Origin of the sequence: Micromonospora sp. NPDC047707 (genome assembly GCF_040704235.1) — a bacterium.
In the GTDB taxonomy this organism is placed as follows: domain Bacteria; phylum Actinomycetota; class Actinomycetes; order Mycobacteriales; family Micromonosporaceae; genus Micromonospora.
In genome coordinates, this window is record NZ_JBEYSU010000010.1 from 118,217 (window position 1) to 134,072 (window position 15,856).

Annotated in this window: 15 protein-coding genes; 7 read left to right on the plus strand and 8 right to left on the minus strand. The window is 72.6% G+C overall.

Annotated elements, in window-relative coordinates:
- Nucleotides 1–112: 112 nt before the first annotated feature.
- A complete protein-coding gene (locus AB0873_RS14235; protein WP_366600125.1) occupies nucleotides 113–883 on the minus strand; it encodes a hypothetical protein in 771 nt (256 codons plus the stop codon).
- Nucleotides 884–937: 54 nt separating this feature from the next.
- On the opposite strand from AB0873_RS14235, the gene rmuC reads away from it, so the two are divergent.
- Nucleotides 938–2,083, plus strand: a complete 1,146-nt coding sequence (rmuC, locus tag AB0873_RS14240; RefSeq protein ID WP_366600126.1) for a DNA recombination protein RmuC — start codon at nucleotides 938–940, stop codon at nucleotides 2,081–2,083.
- Nucleotides 2,084–2,257: 174 nt separating this feature from the next.
- Nucleotides 2,258–5,524, plus strand: coding sequence for a S8 family serine peptidase (locus tag AB0873_RS14245; RefSeq protein WP_366600127.1), 3,267 nt, complete (start codon nucleotides 2,258–2,260; stop codon nucleotides 5,522–5,524).
- Nucleotides 5,525–5,631: 107 nt separating this feature from the next.
- Here AB0873_RS14245 and AB0873_RS14250 read toward each other — a convergent pair whose 3' ends face one another.
- Complete coding sequence (locus AB0873_RS14250) at nucleotides 5,632–6,081, minus strand: hypothetical protein (RefSeq protein ID WP_155328854.1); 450 nt, start codon at nucleotides 6,079–6,081, stop codon at nucleotides 5,632–5,634.
- Between the two features lie 39 nt (nucleotides 6,082–6,120).
- A complete protein-coding gene (locus AB0873_RS14255) occupies nucleotides 6,121–7,110 on the minus strand; it encodes a 4-hydroxy-3-methylbut-2-enyl diphosphate reductase (protein ID WP_155328855.1) in 990 nt (329 codons plus the stop codon).
- A gap of 168 nt (nucleotides 7,111–7,278) precedes the next feature.
- Between AB0873_RS14255 and xseA the strand changes: the two genes are divergently transcribed.
- Nucleotides 7,279–8,502, plus strand: a complete 1,224-nt coding sequence (gene xseA, locus AB0873_RS14260) for an exodeoxyribonuclease VII large subunit (RefSeq protein ID WP_366600128.1) — start codon at nucleotides 7,279–7,281, stop codon at nucleotides 8,500–8,502.
- Nucleotides 8,503–8,548: 46 nt separating this feature from the next.
- Complete coding sequence (locus AB0873_RS14265; RefSeq protein ID WP_155328857.1) at nucleotides 8,549–8,764, plus strand: exodeoxyribonuclease VII small subunit; 216 nt, start codon at nucleotides 8,549–8,551, stop codon at nucleotides 8,762–8,764.
- A 131-nt stretch (nucleotides 8,765–8,895) separates the two neighbouring features.
- Here the strand turns inward: AB0873_RS14265 and AB0873_RS14270 are convergent, their stop codons facing one another.
- From AB0873_RS14270 to AB0873_RS14280, 3 genes are all read right to left on the minus strand, one after another.
- Nucleotides 8,896–9,738, minus strand: coding sequence for a hypothetical protein (locus tag AB0873_RS14270; RefSeq protein WP_366600129.1), 843 nt, complete (start codon nucleotides 9,736–9,738; stop codon nucleotides 8,896–8,898).
- A 286-nt stretch (nucleotides 9,739–10,024) separates the two neighbouring features.
- Complete coding sequence (locus AB0873_RS14275; RefSeq protein ID WP_196255774.1) at nucleotides 10,025–10,828, minus strand: hypothetical protein; 804 nt, start codon at nucleotides 10,826–10,828, stop codon at nucleotides 10,025–10,027.
- A gap of 101 nt (nucleotides 10,829–10,929) precedes the next feature.
- Nucleotides 10,930–11,643 carry a DUF4245 family protein gene (locus AB0873_RS14280; RefSeq protein WP_366600130.1) on the minus strand — a complete coding sequence of 238 codons (714 nt, stop codon included), beginning with the start codon at nucleotides 11,641–11,643 and terminating at the stop codon, nucleotides 10,930–10,932.
- A gap of 157 nt (nucleotides 11,644–11,800) precedes the next feature.
- Here AB0873_RS14280 and glpX point away from each other — a divergent pair, with 157 nt between their 5' ends.
- Both glpX and AB0873_RS14290 read left to right on the plus strand, forming a co-directional pair.
- On the plus strand, nucleotides 11,801–12,832 hold the full coding sequence (gene glpX / locus AB0873_RS14285) for a class II fructose-bisphosphatase (protein ID WP_366600131.1): 1,032 nt from the start codon (nucleotides 11,801–11,803) through the stop codon (nucleotides 12,830–12,832).
- Nucleotides 12,829–13,785 carry a DMT family transporter gene (locus AB0873_RS14290; RefSeq protein WP_366600132.1) on the plus strand — a complete coding sequence of 319 codons (957 nt, stop codon included), beginning with the start codon at nucleotides 12,829–12,831 and terminating at the stop codon, nucleotides 13,783–13,785. Before glpX ends, AB0873_RS14290 begins: the two co-directional genes overlap by 4 nt.
- 45 nt (nucleotides 13,786–13,830) lie before the next feature.
- Here the strand turns inward: AB0873_RS14290 and AB0873_RS14295 are convergent, their stop codons facing one another.
- Nucleotides 13,831–14,763, minus strand: a complete 933-nt coding sequence (locus AB0873_RS14295) for an NAD-dependent epimerase/dehydratase family protein (RefSeq protein ID WP_366600133.1) — start codon at nucleotides 14,761–14,763, stop codon at nucleotides 13,831–13,833.
- Between the two features lie 141 nt (nucleotides 14,764–14,904).
- Between AB0873_RS14295 and AB0873_RS14300 the strand changes: the two genes are divergently transcribed.
- On the plus strand, nucleotides 14,905–15,597 hold the full coding sequence (locus tag AB0873_RS14300) for a TetR/AcrR family transcriptional regulator (RefSeq protein WP_366600134.1): 693 nt from the start codon (nucleotides 14,905–14,907) through the stop codon (nucleotides 15,595–15,597).
- A 20-nt stretch (nucleotides 15,598–15,617) separates the two neighbouring features.
- Here the strand turns inward: AB0873_RS14300 and AB0873_RS14305 are convergent, their stop codons facing one another.
- The gene (locus tag AB0873_RS14305) at nucleotides 15,618–15,821 is read right to left on the minus strand and encodes a hypothetical protein (protein ID WP_366600135.1); all 204 of its coding nucleotides are present in this window, start codon (nucleotides 15,819–15,821) and stop codon (nucleotides 15,618–15,620) included.
- Nucleotides 15,822–15,856: the final 35 nt, after the last annotated feature.

Sequence of the window (15,856 nt, forward strand, 5' to 3'; positions counted from 1 at the left end):
CCCGGTGTGGGCTCTTCGCAGGCCCCCCCTTATTCCGTTTTTGGTTCTGTGGGTCACCATTTTAACCCGGGGGTTTTAACCCCGCCACCCCTCCTTACCGCTCGGCGGCGGTTCAGAAGTCGCCGCCGCCGAAATCGCCGCCGCCGAAGTCGCCGGCGCCCGCACCGCCGCTGCCCTCGCCGCCCACGTCACCGCCGCCCGCACCGCCGGCGTCGCCCTGGTCGGCCCCGTCCTGGAAGCCCTCCTCGTAGCCGGTGCCGTAGCCGTACCCGGGATCGCCCCACATCGGGGAGAAGAGCGCGTCGGCGATGAGCAGGCCGCCGACCACGCCTGCGCCGGCGCCCAGCGCGGTCTTCCACCAGGGCGTCGAGTACCAACCGGCCGGCACCGGCCGGCCCTGGAACCGCCCACCCGGGTAGTAGTAGGGCGTGTCCCGGCCGGGCTGCGGGCCGGCCTTGAAGGTCTGACCCTGCACGTCCACCTCGCGGTCCCGGGTGAGCTGCCCGGCACCTCTGGCCGCGGCGAGCGGCGGCAGGTCCGGCCCGGGGTCGATGCCCATCGCGGTCCGGGCCGCCCGGATGTACGCCAGTCCCTCCAGCGCCGTCTCCCGGGCGAGCGCGAACTGGTGCGGTGTCCGCGCCTGCTCCAGCTGGGAGCCGGCCGCGTTGTACCGCTCCCCGGCGTCGGCCAGCGCCTGCCGGACCGCGGGTTCCTCCCCGTGGAGGTTCATCAGCTGCCCGCCGAGTCGCTCGTACCAGCGCTGCGCCTCCGCCCGCGCGTCGGCCAGCTCGTCACCGCGGCGCGCACCCGCCTGGGCACGGGCGACCGCGAAGGCGATCACCGCGCCGAGAGCCACGATGCCGAGGCACAGCAGAAGTTCCATGACGCGTACCTACCCACGCGCGCCCGGTCGTACCCGTTTGGCAAGCTCGGCGGCATGGACTTTCCGACGCTGGCCGTGGTGGTCGTCTGCCTCGCCGCGGGCGGCGCCGTGGGCTGGTACGCCGCCCGCGTCCGGTCCGCCACCGAGATCGCCCGGCTGGAGGCCACCCTGGCGGCCACCCGGGAGGGCGAGGGGCGGCTGGAGCAGTCCATGCGCGCGCTCAGCTACGAGGCCACCGCCCAGTCCCAGGAGGCGGTGGCCCGGGCGGTGGCGCCGCTGCACGAGACCCTCCGGCGGTACGAGCAGCGCGTCGCCGAGCTGGAACGCGACCGGGTCGACGCGTACGCCGAGCTGCGCGAACAGGTCCGTGCGATGAGCACCGTCTCCGGCGAGTTGCGCACCGAGACCAAACAGCTCGTGGCGGCGCTGCGGGCACCCCAGGTCCGGGGCCGGTGGGGCGAGCACCAGCTGCGTCGCATCGTCGAGGCGGCCGGCATGCTGGAGCACTGCGACTTCGCCGAGCAGGTCACCGCCGCGACCGACCACCAGGGGGTCCGCCCCGACCTGGTGGTGCGGCTGCACGGCGGCCGGTCGGTGGTGGTCGACGCGAAGGCGCCGTTCGAGGCGTACCTGACGGCGATGGAGGCCCGCGACGAACGTGGCCGCGACGCCCACCTCGACGCGCACGCGAAGCACGTGCGCGCCCACGTCGACGCGCTGGCCGCAAAGTCGTACTGGGCGGCGTTCGACCAGACACCGGAGTTCGTGGTGCTGTTCGTGCCGGCCGACCCGTTCCTGGACGTCGCATTGCAGCGCGACCCCACACTGCTGGAGCACGCGTTCGCCCGCAACGTCGTGCTCGCGACGCCCGCGACCCTGGTCGCGCTGTTGCGTACGGTCGCGTACTCCTGGCGGCAGGAGGCGCTGGCCCGCAACGCGGTGGCCGTGCACTCACTCGCCCGGGAGCTGTACGGACGGCTGTCCACGCTGGGCGACCACGTGAGCAAGCTGGGCGCGTCGCTCGGCGGGGCGGTGACCGCGTACAACCGGGCGGTTGGCTCCCTGGAGGCGCGGGTGCTGGTCAGCGCCCGCAAGCTCGCCGAGCTGGGCGTCTCGGACGAGGAGCTGACGACGCCGGCGCAGGTCGAGATCACTCCGCGCCAGCCCCAGGCTCCGGAGCTGCTGAAGCCCGGCACCTGAGTGGACGGTCACGGTCCGTCCATGTGGACCGCTGGATGTGACAGTGCGTGTCCGCGCATGTCACGAGATGGTCACAACGAACTTCCCGGTAGTGACATCGGACATCGACACCCCGAAGGATTTCGCTCACGCGTGCCCTGTATCTGAGGGCCCTGTTCTCTGGAGGAAGAGAACGTGAGCAAACCCCGGAACCTGAGCCGGCGTACCTCCGCCGCGCTCTTCGCGTCGGTGATGGCCGCCAGTGCCGTCACCGTCGCGGGCGGCGCCGCCACCGCGAGCGCCGCACCCACCACACCCGGCTCCGCACCGGCCACCCCCGTCGAGGTGCTGGGTGCCCACGACGCCAAGCTGCTCGCCGAGGCGGAAGCAAAGAAGGCCCCCAATGTCACGCTCATCGTGGCGACGGACAAGGGCGAGGCGAAGGACGTCGCCGACGACCTGAAGGGTCTCGGCGCGGCCGTCACCGAGCGGTACGACACGATCGGCTACGTCCTGGCGAAGGTCCCCACCGACAAGGTGGTCAAGGCCGCCACGCTGCCCGGCGTCTCCGCGGTCGACCTGGACGAGAAGATCCAGCTCCCCGACCCGAAGCCGGAAACCGCACCGTCAGGCAAGAAGGCGGCCCGGCAGGGCGCGACGCTGAGCGGCCCGGGCGCCGACACCCGCTCCGACAACCCGTACATGCCGACCAACGAGACCGGCGCGGTGCGGTTCGTCGACCAGAACCCGGAGTGGGACGGTCGCGGCATCACCATCGGCATCATGGACTCCGGCGTGGACCTGGAGCACCCGGCGCTGCAGCAGACCACCACCGGTGAGCGGAAGATCGTCGACTGGGTGACCGCGACGGACCCGTTCGAGGACCCGACCTGGCTTCGGATGAACACCCAGGTCACCGGCCCCTCCTTCACCACCCCCGAGGGAACCTGGACCGCTCCGAGCGGTTCCTACCGATTCGCCACGTTCCTTGAGCGGATCACCCGCAACAGTGAGCCGGGCGGTGACGTCAACCGGGACGGCGACATCACCGACGTCTTCGGGGTGCTCTACAACCCGGCCACCAATGACATCTGGGTCGACAGCAACCAGAACAACAACTTCACCGACGACGCCATGATGCGGCCGTACAAGGAGAAGTTCGACATCGGCTACTTCGGCACCGACAACCCGGCAACGCCGGTCAAGGAGCGGATGTCGTTCGTGGTCGAGTACCGCAAGGGCGTCAACACCAGCCCGATCGGTTTCCCGGGCACCTCGGACTACGTCAACATCGGCATCATCGAGAGCGCGCACGGCACCCATGTCGCCGGCATCACCGCCGCCAACGACATGCTGGGCAACGACGCGTTCGACGGTGCGGCGCCCGGCGCCAAGATCGTTTCTGCCCGGGCCTGCTCGTGGGGCGGTGGCTGCACGTTCGCCGCCCTCACCACCGGCATGGCCGACCTGGTGATCAACCGCGGCGTCCACGTCGTCAACATGTCGATCGGCGGCCTGCCGGCGCTGAACGACGGCAACAACGCGCGCGCCGAGCTGTACAACAACCTGATCACCACGTACGGCGTGCAGATGTTCATCTCCGCCGGCAACAGCGGCCCCGGTGTCAACACCATCGGTGACCCGTCGGCCTCGTCCAACGTGGTCAGCGTTGCCGCCAGCGTCAGCAAGGACACCTGGCTGGCCAACTACGGCTCGGTCGTGAAGAAGAAGAACGCCCTGTTCAACTTCTCCTCCCGGGGTCCGCGCGAGGACGGCGGCGCCAAGCCGAACATCGCCGCGCCGGGCTCGGCCATCTCCACCACCCCGGTCTGGCAGGCCGGCAGCCCGGTCGCCGAGGCCGGCTACGCCCTCCCGCCGGGCTACGGGATGTTCAACGGCACCTCGATGGCCTCCCCGCAGGCCGCCGGCGCCGCGGCGCTGCTGCTGTCGGCCGCCAGGGCGACCGACCGGGGCATCACGCCGGCCGCGCTGCGTCGGGCGATCTACAGCTCCGCCAAGCCGATCAAGGACGTCCCGACGTACGCCCAGGGCTACGGAATGTTCGACGTGCCGGGTGCGTGGAAGCTGCTGCGCCAGGGCGTGGACACCCGCTCCTACACCTCCGACGCCCCGGTCTGCACGGTGCTCTCCGACCAGCTCGCCACCCCGAACCGGGGCACCGGCGTCTACAACCGGTGCGGCTCCGCCGACGGCGGCCAGAAGGTCGGGCAGTCGAAGACCTACCAGGTCAAGCTGACCCGCACCAGCGGGCCGGCCGGCACCATCAAGCACAACGTCGGCCTGCGGGGCAACGACGGCACCTTCAAGGCGCCGAAGACCGTCGCGCTTCCGCTGAACAAGACCGTCACCCTGGCCGTGACCGCCAAGCCGAAGAGCGCGGGCGCGCACAGCACGATCGTGACGGTCGACGACCCGGCGACCAACACCGTCGACTTCGAGGTCTCCGCCGTGGTGGTGGCATCGAACGACGTCCGGAAGCCGGACTTCGCCTACGCCGCCGAGGGCTCGGTGGACCGGAACAGCACCACGTCGTACTTCGTGACCGTGCCGCCGGGCGCCGGTGCGCTGCAGGTGAACCTCTCCGGCATCGCCACCGGCTCGCAGACCCGGTTCATCGCGTTCAACCCGTACGGCGTTCCGGTGGAGAGCACCTCCAGCCTCGCCTGCTACACCAACTTCTCCAACGCCGCCACCTGCAAGCCGCAGGAGCGGGACTACCAGAACCCGATCCCGGGCGTCTGGGAGATCGAGGTGGAGTCGCGGCGTACCTCGCCGTCGCTGAACAACCCGTACCACATCCAGGCGCGGGTCCAGGGCGTCGCGGTCGAGCCGGCCGTGGTCGAGCTGCCGGCAGTCGACGCCGGTGCGGCGACCCCGGTCTCGTGGTCGCTGAAGAACACCTTCGGCCCGGTCACCGTGACCGGCCAGGGCGGCCCGCTCTCCAGCGTCCACGCGGAGCGGCCGACCATCGTCGAACACACCACCCAGGAGTTCACCGTCGAGGTGCCGGCGGGCGCGACCAGCTTCACCGCCCGGATCGGCAACCCGGCCAACGCGGCCGCGGACCTCGACCTGTACGTCTTCCGGGGTACCACCCCGGTCGGCCAGGCCGCGGACGGCGACTCGGAGGAGGCGGTGACCATCGCCAACCCGGTGGCGGGCACCTACCGGGTGGTCGTCGACGGGTACGCGGTGGACGGTGCCGGCGGCAGCACGGCGTACGACTACCGGGACTCGTTCTCGGCGGCGGCGCTGGGCAACCTCTCCGCGTCGGCGACCCCGCTCACCCTCGCCCACGGCGCCACCGCCACCCTCACCGGTGCGGTGACCGCCCAGTCCACCCCGGCCGCGGGCCGGCAGCTCTTCGGTGAGCTGGCCGTGGTGACCACGGAGGGCGCGGTCGTCGGCCGCGGCGCGGTCTCCATCGGCTCGGTGAACTGACCCATCGCAGGACAGCAGGAGCCCGTCCCCGGTCCGCCGGGGGCGGGCTCCTGTCACGTGTCGCGAGGTCTCGGAAGCCCCGGAGGGCCTCCTCGGCGTCCGGCGCGTCAGCCCCGCCGGGAGGCGGTCTCCACCAGGAAGGGGATGCCCTGCTGGCAGGTGGTCATCATGTCCGGCTGGATCTTCCCGGTCACCGTCACCGTGGCGCCGGCGGTCAGCACGTCGCGCGGGCCGCCGATCAGCAGGTACCCGTCGAGCAGCAGGCAGCCGGGCTCGACACCGGACTCGACCTTCCCGGTCAATGTGGCGGCCCCGACCGGCGGTGGCTTGGTCGGCCCGCCTGGCTGCTTGGGGCTGACCGTCGGCACCGGCTGCGTGGGGGCGGCCGGCGAGGTCGGCGGGACGGCGCCGGGGGTGGTCGGCTCCGGGATCGGCGAGTCGGTCACGGGCGATGCTCCCGTCGGGGTGGGGGTGCCGTCGCCCGTACCCTGGCCGCCGCAGGCGCCGAGCGCCAGGCAGACGGCCAGTGCCGGGACGGCGAGCCGAAGGGTCCTCATACCCGTATCTGACGTACCGGCGGCCGCCGGCGTTCCACGCTAACCCCGGGCCGCCGCGGCGGCCTTCATGTCCCGCTTGAGTTCCTGTGGCAGGGAGAAGGTCAGCCGCTCGTTGGCGGTCACGACCTCCTCGACGTCGGCGAAGCCGCGCGCGGCGAGGTGGGCCAGCACGTCCTGGACCAGCTCCTCGGGAACGCTGGCGCCCGAGGTCAGGCCGACCGTCGTCGCGCCCTCCAGCCAGGCGTCGTCGATCTCGTGCGCGAAGTCGACCAGGTGACCGGCGCGGGCGCCGGCGTCGAGGGCCACCTCGACCAGGCGGACCGAGTTGGAGGAGTTCTTCGAGCCGACGACGATCACGACGTCGCAGTCCGGCGCGATCTCCTTGACCACGTGCTGCCGGTTGCTGGTCGCGTAGCAGATGTCGTCGCTCGGCGGGGACTGGAGCATCGGCAGCCGCTTCTTCAGGCGCGCCACCGTCTCCATCGTCTCGTCCACCGACAGCGTGGTCTGCGAGAGCCAGACGACCTTGTTCGGGTCGCGGACGGTGATCCGGTCGGCGCCCTCCGGCCCGTCGACCAGCTGGATGTGCTCGGGGGCCTCGCCGGAGGTGCCGACGACCTCCTCGTGCCCCTCGTGGCCGATCAGCAGGATGTCGTAGTCCTCGGCGGCGAACCGCTTCGCCTCCTGGTGCACCTTGGTGACCAGGGGACACGTCGCGTCGATCGCCTTCAGCGAGCGCGCCTTCGCCTGTTCGTACACCTCGGGGGCGACGCCGTGGGCGGAGAAGATGACGGTGGCGCCCTCCGGCACCTCCTCGTTCTCCTCCACGAAGATCGCGCCCTGGGCCTCCAGGGTGCGGACCACGTGCTTGTTGTGCACGATCTGCTTGCGCACGTAGATCGGCGCGCCGTAGAGCTTGAGCGCCTCCTCGACGGTCTGCACCGCCCGGTCGACGCCCGCGCAGTAGCCGCGGGGCTTCGCCAGGATCACGCGCTTGCCGGTCCGGGACGTCGCTTCAGCCTCAGTCACCCGCCCATCGTACGTGCCGGCTCTCCCACCGGCAGCGCCTGCGACCCGTACCACAGCCCCCTGCCCGACCCTTCGATCATGAAGTTGACGGGTGGTTCGATCTTTTCGGCACCCGTCAACCTCATGATCGACGCGGGCGTGGTCGGGGGTGGGAACTAGGGTGGGCGGGTGGGTACGGGAGCGGAGATCCCGCGGAGCAGCTCCGAGGAGCCGTGGCCGGTCCGGGTGGTCAGCCAGAAGATCGGCGCCTGGATCGCCCGGCTGGGCTGGGTGTGGGTGGACGGGCAGGTCGCGCAGATCAGCCGCCGTCCCGGGGCCAGCACGGTCTTCCTCACCCTGCGGGACCCGTCCGCCGACCTCAGCCTGACCGTCACCACCAACCGGGACGTACTGGACTCCGGCGCGCCGGAGCTGCGCGAGGGCGCCCGCGTGGTGCTGCACGCCAAGCCCGAGTTCTACGCGGCCCGGGGCACCCTGAGCCTGCGCGCCGACGAGATCCGTCAGGTGGGGCTCGGCGAGCTGCTGGCCCGCCTGGAGAAGCTGAAGAAGCTGTTGGCCGCCGAGGGGCTCTTCGACCGGGCGCGCAAGCGCCGGCCACCGTTCCTGCCCAACCGGATCGGGCTCATCACCGGTCGCGCGAGCGCCGCCGAGCGGGACGTGCTCACCAACGCGCGGCGACGCTGGCCGGCGGTGGCGTTCCGGACGGTCAACGTGGCCGTGCAGGGGCCGTCGGCCGTACCGCAGATCATCGACGCGCTGAAGGTGCTCGACGCGGACCCAACCACCGACGTGATCGTCATTGCCCGGGGCGGCGGCAGCATCGAGGACCTGCTCCCCTTCTCCGACGAGGCGCTGTGCCGGGCGGTCTTCGCCTGCCGTACGCCGGTGGTCAGCGCGATCGGCCACGAGACCGACGCGCCGCTGCTCGACTACGTCGCCGACGTCCGCGCGTCCACCCCGACCGACGCGGCCAAGCGCGTGGTTCCCGACCTCGCCGAGGAGGTCCGCCTCATCGGGCAGGCCCGGTCCCGGCTGGAGCGGGCGGTCCGCAACCTCGTCGACCGGGAGTCGCACCGCCTCGACCTGCTCCGGTCGCGGCCGGTGCTGGCCCGGCCGCAGGTGATGGTCGAGCAGCGGGCGACCGACGTGACCGGGCTGCGCCAGCGGGCTCTGCGCTGCCTCGACCACCGGCTGGCCGCCGCCGACGACGACCTGCGGCACACGCTGGCCCGCCTGCGCGCCCTGTCCCCCGCCGCCACCCTCGACCGCGGGTACGCCATCGTGCAGCGCGCTGACGGCCACGTCGTCCGCGCGGCGTCCGAGGTCGCCAAGGGGGATCCGCTTCGGGTACGCCTCGCCGACGGCGAGCTGGCCGCGACCGTGGACGGCTGACACCGTCCGTCCGGCGGTGTCCGCCGGGTGTGATGGGATGGGGTCGATGAGCGAGGAAACCAAGGACGAGCGGCTCAGCTACGAGCAGGCCCGCGCCGAGCTGGCGTCGGTTGTCGAGCGGCTGGAGGCCGGCGGCACCACGCTGGAGGAGTCGCTGGCGCTCTGGGAGCGCGGCGAGAAGCTGGCCGGCGTCTGCCAGGCGTGGCTGGACGGCGCCCGCGCCCGCCTCGACGCCGCCCGCCAGGAGGCCGCCGAGTCCTGACCGCCCCGGTCGCCAGATCCCGGGAAGGTCCGCCCCCCGGAGGGGCCGCGTTCCTGCAAACCCACGAGGCGGCGGCGGGGCCGCCGGAGTGCGTCCCGGCGCGGGCGGCCGGAGGCCGCCCGCGCCGCCCGTCACGTGAACAGGTTGTAGAACTCGGCGGGCGCCTCGACCACCTGGTCGGCCGGCGGCTGCTGGGCCGGCGTGGCGTTGCCGTAGTCGGAGTACGCCATCCGGATCTCCTGCGCGGCCGACTGGCCGGCGGCCGGGATCTGGAGGACCAGTTCACTGAGCCGGCCCTGCGGGTCCAGCTTGGCGGTGAAGGGCACCGTACGCGCCTGCGGACCGAGCGCGGTGATCACGGCGGGGTCGACCGACCCGGCGTCGGCGGCCTTCGACGCGTCCAGCGTGCCGGCGTACGTGCCCTCGCCGGTCTTCCGTACCTCGGTGATGCCCTGCGTGAGCACCGTGCTGCCGGCCGGGTCGACCTGGTCGAAGTCGAAGCCCAGGTTCCGGTTCCCCTGGATCCGGGACTGGTCGAGGTGCTGGTACTTGCCGAGGTTGAGCTTCTGCACGCCGGGCACGCTGCTGGCGGTCCGGCCGCCGAGATCCAGCTTCACCCAGCTGTCCGGCTTGATGTGGACGAGGTCGAGGGTCATCGACAGGTCGTCGGTCGGCTTGCCGAGCACCACCTTCATCTGCGCGCTCTGGCTGGGCTCGTGCACCTGCCCCTCGGCGGTGGACCCGCCACCGGACATGGTGAAGCGGAAGTTGCCGTTGCTGATCTCCCGCGTCGAGTCCAGCAGCGCCTGCTTGGCGTCGGCGGGGACGCCGGTGGCGGGAGCCGGTCCGGACGCGGTGGCCGTCGGCGTGCCGGACGAGCCGCCCTGCGGGGTCCCGTCGGCGTTGCAGGCGGCGAGACCGGGTGCGAACAACGCGGCGGCCATCAGGCCGGCGCTCAGACGTCGAACAGTCATGCGTGTCTCCAGGTGGGTCACCCGGCACGCCTCGCGGCGGCCGGTACCGGGCGGCGCGCGCCACCGCCGGCCGCGCCGCGCGAGCCACGTCCGGCTGCCGGAGCCGGTCAGGTCGCACCCCTGTCTGTTCCCTGCCGTCGCGTCACGCAATCACCGGCGTCTCCGGATCCCCGCCCGGACGACCCGGCCGCAGAACGCGGAACGGGCCTGCGCCGGCGTCCGCGGTGACGTCGACACAGGCCCGAGCAGGGGCGTCGGGAGGTAGCCCCTCGTCCGTCGGGTCGTCCTAGCTGAGCATCTCGTAGGTCGACTCGGGAGCCTCGACGACCTGGTTCGCCGGCGGCTTCTGCGCGCCCTTGGCGGCGCCGTAGTCGGCGTAGGTGACCTTGATGTCGTGCGCCTTGGTGTCGCCGGCGGCGGGCACGGAGATGACCAGCTCGGTGAGCCGGCCCTCGGTGTCCAGCTTCGCGGTGAACGGCAGCGCCTTGGCCTGGTCACCCAGGGCCTTCAGCACATCGGCGTCCAGGGCCTCCGCATCGGTGGCGGCGGTGGCGTCCAGCTTGCCGGCGTACGCGCCCTCGCCAGTCTTCTGCACGTCGGTCACCGCCTTGAACAGCACGTCGGCGCCGGCCGGGTCGACGTCCTCCAGGTCGAAGGCGAGCGCCTCGGAGTCCTTGATGCGGGACCGGTCGAGGTGCTGGTACTTGTCCTGCTGGGCGGTCATCTGCGGGGGAAGGCTCTCGGCCAGCGCGCCGAGATCGAGCTTCATCCAGCTGTCCGACTGGATGTAGATCAACTCCATGGACATCCCGGCCGCTTCGGAGTCCTCGTCGAAGGTCACGGTGAACTGAGCGCTGTTGCTGGGCTTGTGCACCAGGCCCTGCCCGGTAAGCCCGTCGCCGGTGAGCGTGAAGTTGAAGTTGCCCTTCTCGATCTCCTTGGTCGAGGCGAGGAGCGCCTCCTTCGGGTCGGCCGGCACGACCGGGCTCGCGCCGCTGGTCGGCTCGGTGGAGCCGGAGTTGCAGGCGGCCAGGCCGGGAACGAAAAGGGTGGCGGCGAGGACGCCGACGGTCCACCGTCGAATGTTCACAATCATCTCTCTTCGAAACAGGACGGCACCCGGCGGGACGAATCCGCCGGGCATCGAGCCGAGGCAGATTAGCCGATCTTCCCGACCCGTGGGGGGCGCGCTCAGCCCAGCGACCCGGCCAGCGCCCGTAGCTCGTTGTCCCGCGCGTCACCGACGACGATCACCGTACGGGCCGGTTCCAGCAGCACCAGCGCCTGCTCGTTGCCCCGGGCCGTGTACCGCTGCCAGGTACGCCCCCCGAGGTCGGTCTGCCCCTGAGGTTGGCCCTGGTCGGTCAGCTCGGCGGGCAGCAGCCGCTCCGCCGGCACGTTGCTCTGCACCACCTGGACGCCCCGGCCCTCCGGCGTCAGGTACCCCAGGCGCAGCGTCGCACCGCCCTCGACCTGCTGGAAGGAGGCGTTGACCGGGCGCCACCCCTCGCCCAGGCCCTCCGGTTGGCTGACCGGGAAGGCGTTCGCCGCCCGCGCCGAGGCGAGCGCGGGTGCCGGGTCGACCACGGTGGGCTGGTCGCCGCCGAGGAAGCCCCGGTAGAAGGCGAGCAGCAGGGCGATGGGGATCAGCAGCACGAGCAGCGAGATCGCCATGTCCTTCGGTGAGCGCTCCGAGCGACGCGCGTCCGCGGCGGGTGGCGGGGCCGGAAGCTCCCCGGTCTCCGCCGCGCCCGCGGTGGGCGGCGTCGCCGGGGCACCGACGGGCTCCACCAGGGCCGGCTCCCCCGGGGGTACGGCTCCGGCGGGCGCGGGGTCGACCGGCGGCTGGCCCTCCGGCGGGGTGCGGTCGGCGGGTACGCGGTCGGCAGGCTGTGCGGGTTCCACCCCGACATCTTCGCAGCCGCCCGACGAGACGTATCCAACCCATCACCGCCCCGCCACCACACGCCACCCGGGATCGTGTGAGGATCAGCCACAAAGCCGGCAGCGGCGACGCCGCGCCCTGCCGGTCCACCCCGCACCGTCGCGAGGAGGAGCCGTCATGACGAACACCAGGACGCGGACCCCACAGGACCTCGACCGCAACCTCGCCCTCGACCTGGTCCGGGTCACCGAGGCCGCAGCGATGGCCGCCGGCCGCTGGGTCGGCCGGGGCGACAAGGAGGGCGGCGACGGGGCCGCCGTCGACGCCATGCGCAAGCTGATCAACTCGATCCCGATGCGCGGCGTCGTGGTGATCGGCGAGGGCGAGAAGGACAACGCCCCGATGCTCTTCAACGGCGAGGAGGTCGGTGACGGCACCGGCCCGGAGGTCGACGTGGCGGTCGACCCGATCGACGGCACCACGCTGATGAGCAAGGGCATGCCGAACGCCCTCGCCGTGCTGGCGGTGGCCGAGCGCGGCGCGATGTTCGACCCCAGTGCCGTCTTCTACATGGAGAAGCTCGCGGTCGGCCCGGTCTACGCCGACGTGGTGGACATCAACGCCGGCGTCGCGGACAATCTGCGGCGCATCGCCAAGGTCAAGGGCACGGACGTCTCCGAGGTCACGGTCTGCGTCCTGGACCGGTCCCGCCACGACGACCTGGTCGCCCAGATCCGGCGCACCGGGGCGGGCATCCGCTTCATCTCCGACGGTGACATCGCGGGCGCCATCGCCGCCGCCCGGGGCGAATCCGACGTCGACGTGCTGATGGGCATCGGCGGCACGCCCGAGGGGATCACCGCCGCCTGCGCCCTCAAGTGCATGGGCGGCGCCATGCAGGCCAAGCTGTGGCCGCGCGACGACGAGGAGCGGGAGAAGGCGATCGCGGCCGGGCACGACCTGGACCGGGTGCTCACCACCGACGACCTGGTGACCGGTGACAACTGCTTCTTCGTCGCCACCGGGGTCACCTCCGGCGACCTGCTGCGCGGCGTGCGGTACAAGGCGGGCGGGGCGTACACGCAGTCGATCGTGATGCGATCCAAGAGCGGCACGATCCGGGTGATCGACTCGTACCACCGGCTGGAGAAGTTGGCGCTGTACTCGGCGGTGGACTTCGACGGCCGTCCCCTGGCCGAGCAGGAGTGAGCTCCGCCGGGACGCTGGTCCGGCCGACCCCGTCGGCGACCCGCCGGATCACCGGCGTGGGCCTCGCGACCGCCTCCGGGCTGGCCGTGGCCGTGCAGTCCCGGATCAACGGTGAGTTGGGCGTACGCCTGGCCGACGGGATCGCCGCGGCGGTGATCTCGTTCGGCGGGGGCCTGCTGGTGCTGCTGGTGCTTGTCCCCGCCACCCCGCGCGGGCGGCGGGGCCTGGCCGCCCTGCGCGGGGCGCTGGCGGCACGGACGTTGCGTCCGTGGCAGTGCCTCGGCGGGGTGTGCGGGGCGTTCCTGGTGGCGACGCAGGGCCTCACGATCGGCACCCTGGGCGTCGCCGTCTTCACCGTGGCGGTGGTCGCCGGCCAGTCCGGCAGCAGCCTCGCGGTCGACCGGGCCGGCATCGGCCCGACCGGCCGGCAGCCGCTGACCGCCCGACGCCTGGCCGGGGCGGGGCTCACGGTGGTCGCGGTCGTGCTGGCGGTCGGCGACCGGATCGGCGACCCGGACGCCCTGGCGCTGGCCCTGCTGCCGCTGCTCGCCGGGGTGGGCATCGCCTGGCAGCAGGCGGTCAACGGGCGGGTCGGCCGGGCGGCCGGCAGCGCGTTGACCGCCACCCTGGTCAACTTCACCGTCGGCACGGTGGCCCTGTTGGTCGTGTTCGCGGTCGACGTGGCGGTACGCGGCCGTCCCGCCGGTGCGCTGCCCACCGAGCCGTGGCTGTACCTGGGTGGCCTGATCGGGATCGTCTTCATCGCGATCGCCGCCGCCATCGTCCGCTTCACCGGTGTTCTGCTGCTCGGCCTGGCCACCATCGCCGGCCAGGTGATCGGTGCGGTCGCGCTGGACCTGGTCCTGCCCACCGCGGCCTCGCAACCCGGCCCGACCACCCTGCTCGGCGCGGCGCTGGCCCTGCTCGCCGTGCTCGTCGCCGCCACGCGGTAAGGAAGGGCCCCTTATTAACGCCTCGTGTAGTAAAAGGGTCCCTTCCTAACGCTTGGCGGCGCCCGCCCGCAGCGCACCGATCGTCTCGGCGAGCGCCTCGTCGAGCGGGGTCGGCGCGATCCCGAGCGCCCGCTCGGCGGCCGTCGAGTCCATCAGGTACGGGCGGTCGAACTGGTACGCCGTCTCCCGCAGTTCCCGGGCGAACGGGTTGACCAGTCCGCCCAGCCAGACCGCCGCGTACGGCAGGCGGGTCATTCTCGGTGCGGGTACGCCGGCCAGGGTCGCGGCGCGGGTGGCCAGGTCGCGTACGGTCACCGCGGGCGGGCTCGGCACGTGCCACGCCCGCCCCCAGGCCCGCTCGCTTGTGGCGGCGGCGACCACGGTGCGGGCCACGTCGCCCACGTACGTGAACGTGTGCGGGGCGTCGACGTCGGCCGGGACGATCACCCGGCGGCCGGCGAGCACGGCCGGCAGCACCATCGTGGTGAGGGATGTGGTGCCGGCGCCGAGGTAGTCGGAGCCGCGGACCTCGGTCACCCGGACCTTGCCCGCCTGGTGGGCGGCCAGCGCGTCGGCCCACATGCGGTTGCGGACCCGCCCCTTGGTGCCGGTCGCCGCGAGCGGGGTGGCCTCGGTCATCGGCGCGTCGACCGGTCCGTACCCGTAGAGGTTGCCGACTGTGGCGAGCACGACGCCGTTGCGCTCGGCGGCGTTGAGCAGGGCGGCGGCGAGCGGCGGCCAGTCGACCGGCCACCGGTGGTACGCGGGGTTGGCGCAGTTGTACAGGGCGGCGGCGCCCGTCGTCAGGGCGGTGAGGCGGTCGGCGTCGGTGGCGTCGGCGGCGACCCGCTCGACGGCCGGGTGGTCGGGGCCGGCGCCCCGGCGGCTCACCACCCGCACCCGCTCGCCGCGCTCGGCGAGCAGGCGGGCGGTGGCGGTGCCGACGGGTCCGGCGCCGACGATCACGTGGAGCGACATCAGAGGTCACCTTTCGAATCGGGGATCCAATCCGAGAGCACTGCTCTCGGCGGCGTGTCCAGCATGCCGGACCCGCACGACTCCGTCAAGAGCAGTGCTCTCGGTTTTGACTGGCGCTCTCACTCGTGGCAGAGTGGGCCCATGGCCGCAAACACCTTCCGGGCCCGGGTGCGCGCCGGGATGATCGAGGAGATCAAGTCCGTGGCCCGCCGCCACCTGGCCACCGACGGGGCCAACCTGTCGCTGCGCGCGGTCGCCCGGGACCTCGGCATGGTCTCGTCCGCGATCTACCGTTACTTCCCGAGCCGCGACGACCTGCTCACCGCGCTCATCCTCGAGGCGTACGACGCGCTCGGCGACGCGGTCGAGGCGGCGGACGCCGCCGCCGACCCGACCGACCTGCGCGGCCGCTGGCACGGGGTGTGCCGGGCGGCCCGGGGCTGGGCGCTCGCCCACCCGGCCGAGTACGCGCTGCTCTACGGCAGCCCGGTCCCCGGCTACTCGGCGCCCGACGACACCATCGAGCCCGCGCAGCGCCCTCCGCTGACGCTGGTCGGCATCCTGCGGGACGGCCTGGCCGCCGGTCAGCTCACCCCGCCGCCGACCGACGAGCTGCCCGAGCCGGTCCGTGCCGACCTGGCCGAGATCGCGGCGGCGTACTTCCCGGGAATGCCGGAGGCGCTGCTCGCCCGGGGGATGGCCGGGTGGACGCAGCTCTTCGGGCTGATCAGTTTCGAACTGTTCGGTCGGATCAACCGCGCCCTGCCCCACCGCGACGAGTACTTCGACCACCAGATCGCCCTGATGGCCGACCTGATCGGCCTGCCGGCCTGAGCCCCGTCCGGTCGAGTCCGTCAGGCCTGCCCGGCCGCGTGCGACGGGTCCGCCGCGTGGGGCCGCGCCGGATCGGCCAGCCGGGCCGCCCATTCGGCGGTGTCGTTCTCCCAGTCGACGTGGAGCGAACCCACCCGCTCCCACCGGCCGTCCGGGTGCCGGAACGCGAACCCGTCCCGGCCGTTGGCGACGAGGACGCCGTGGCCGCCGTCGGCGCCGAACACGACCAGTTCCGGCGAGGAGAAGTGCCGGTCGACGT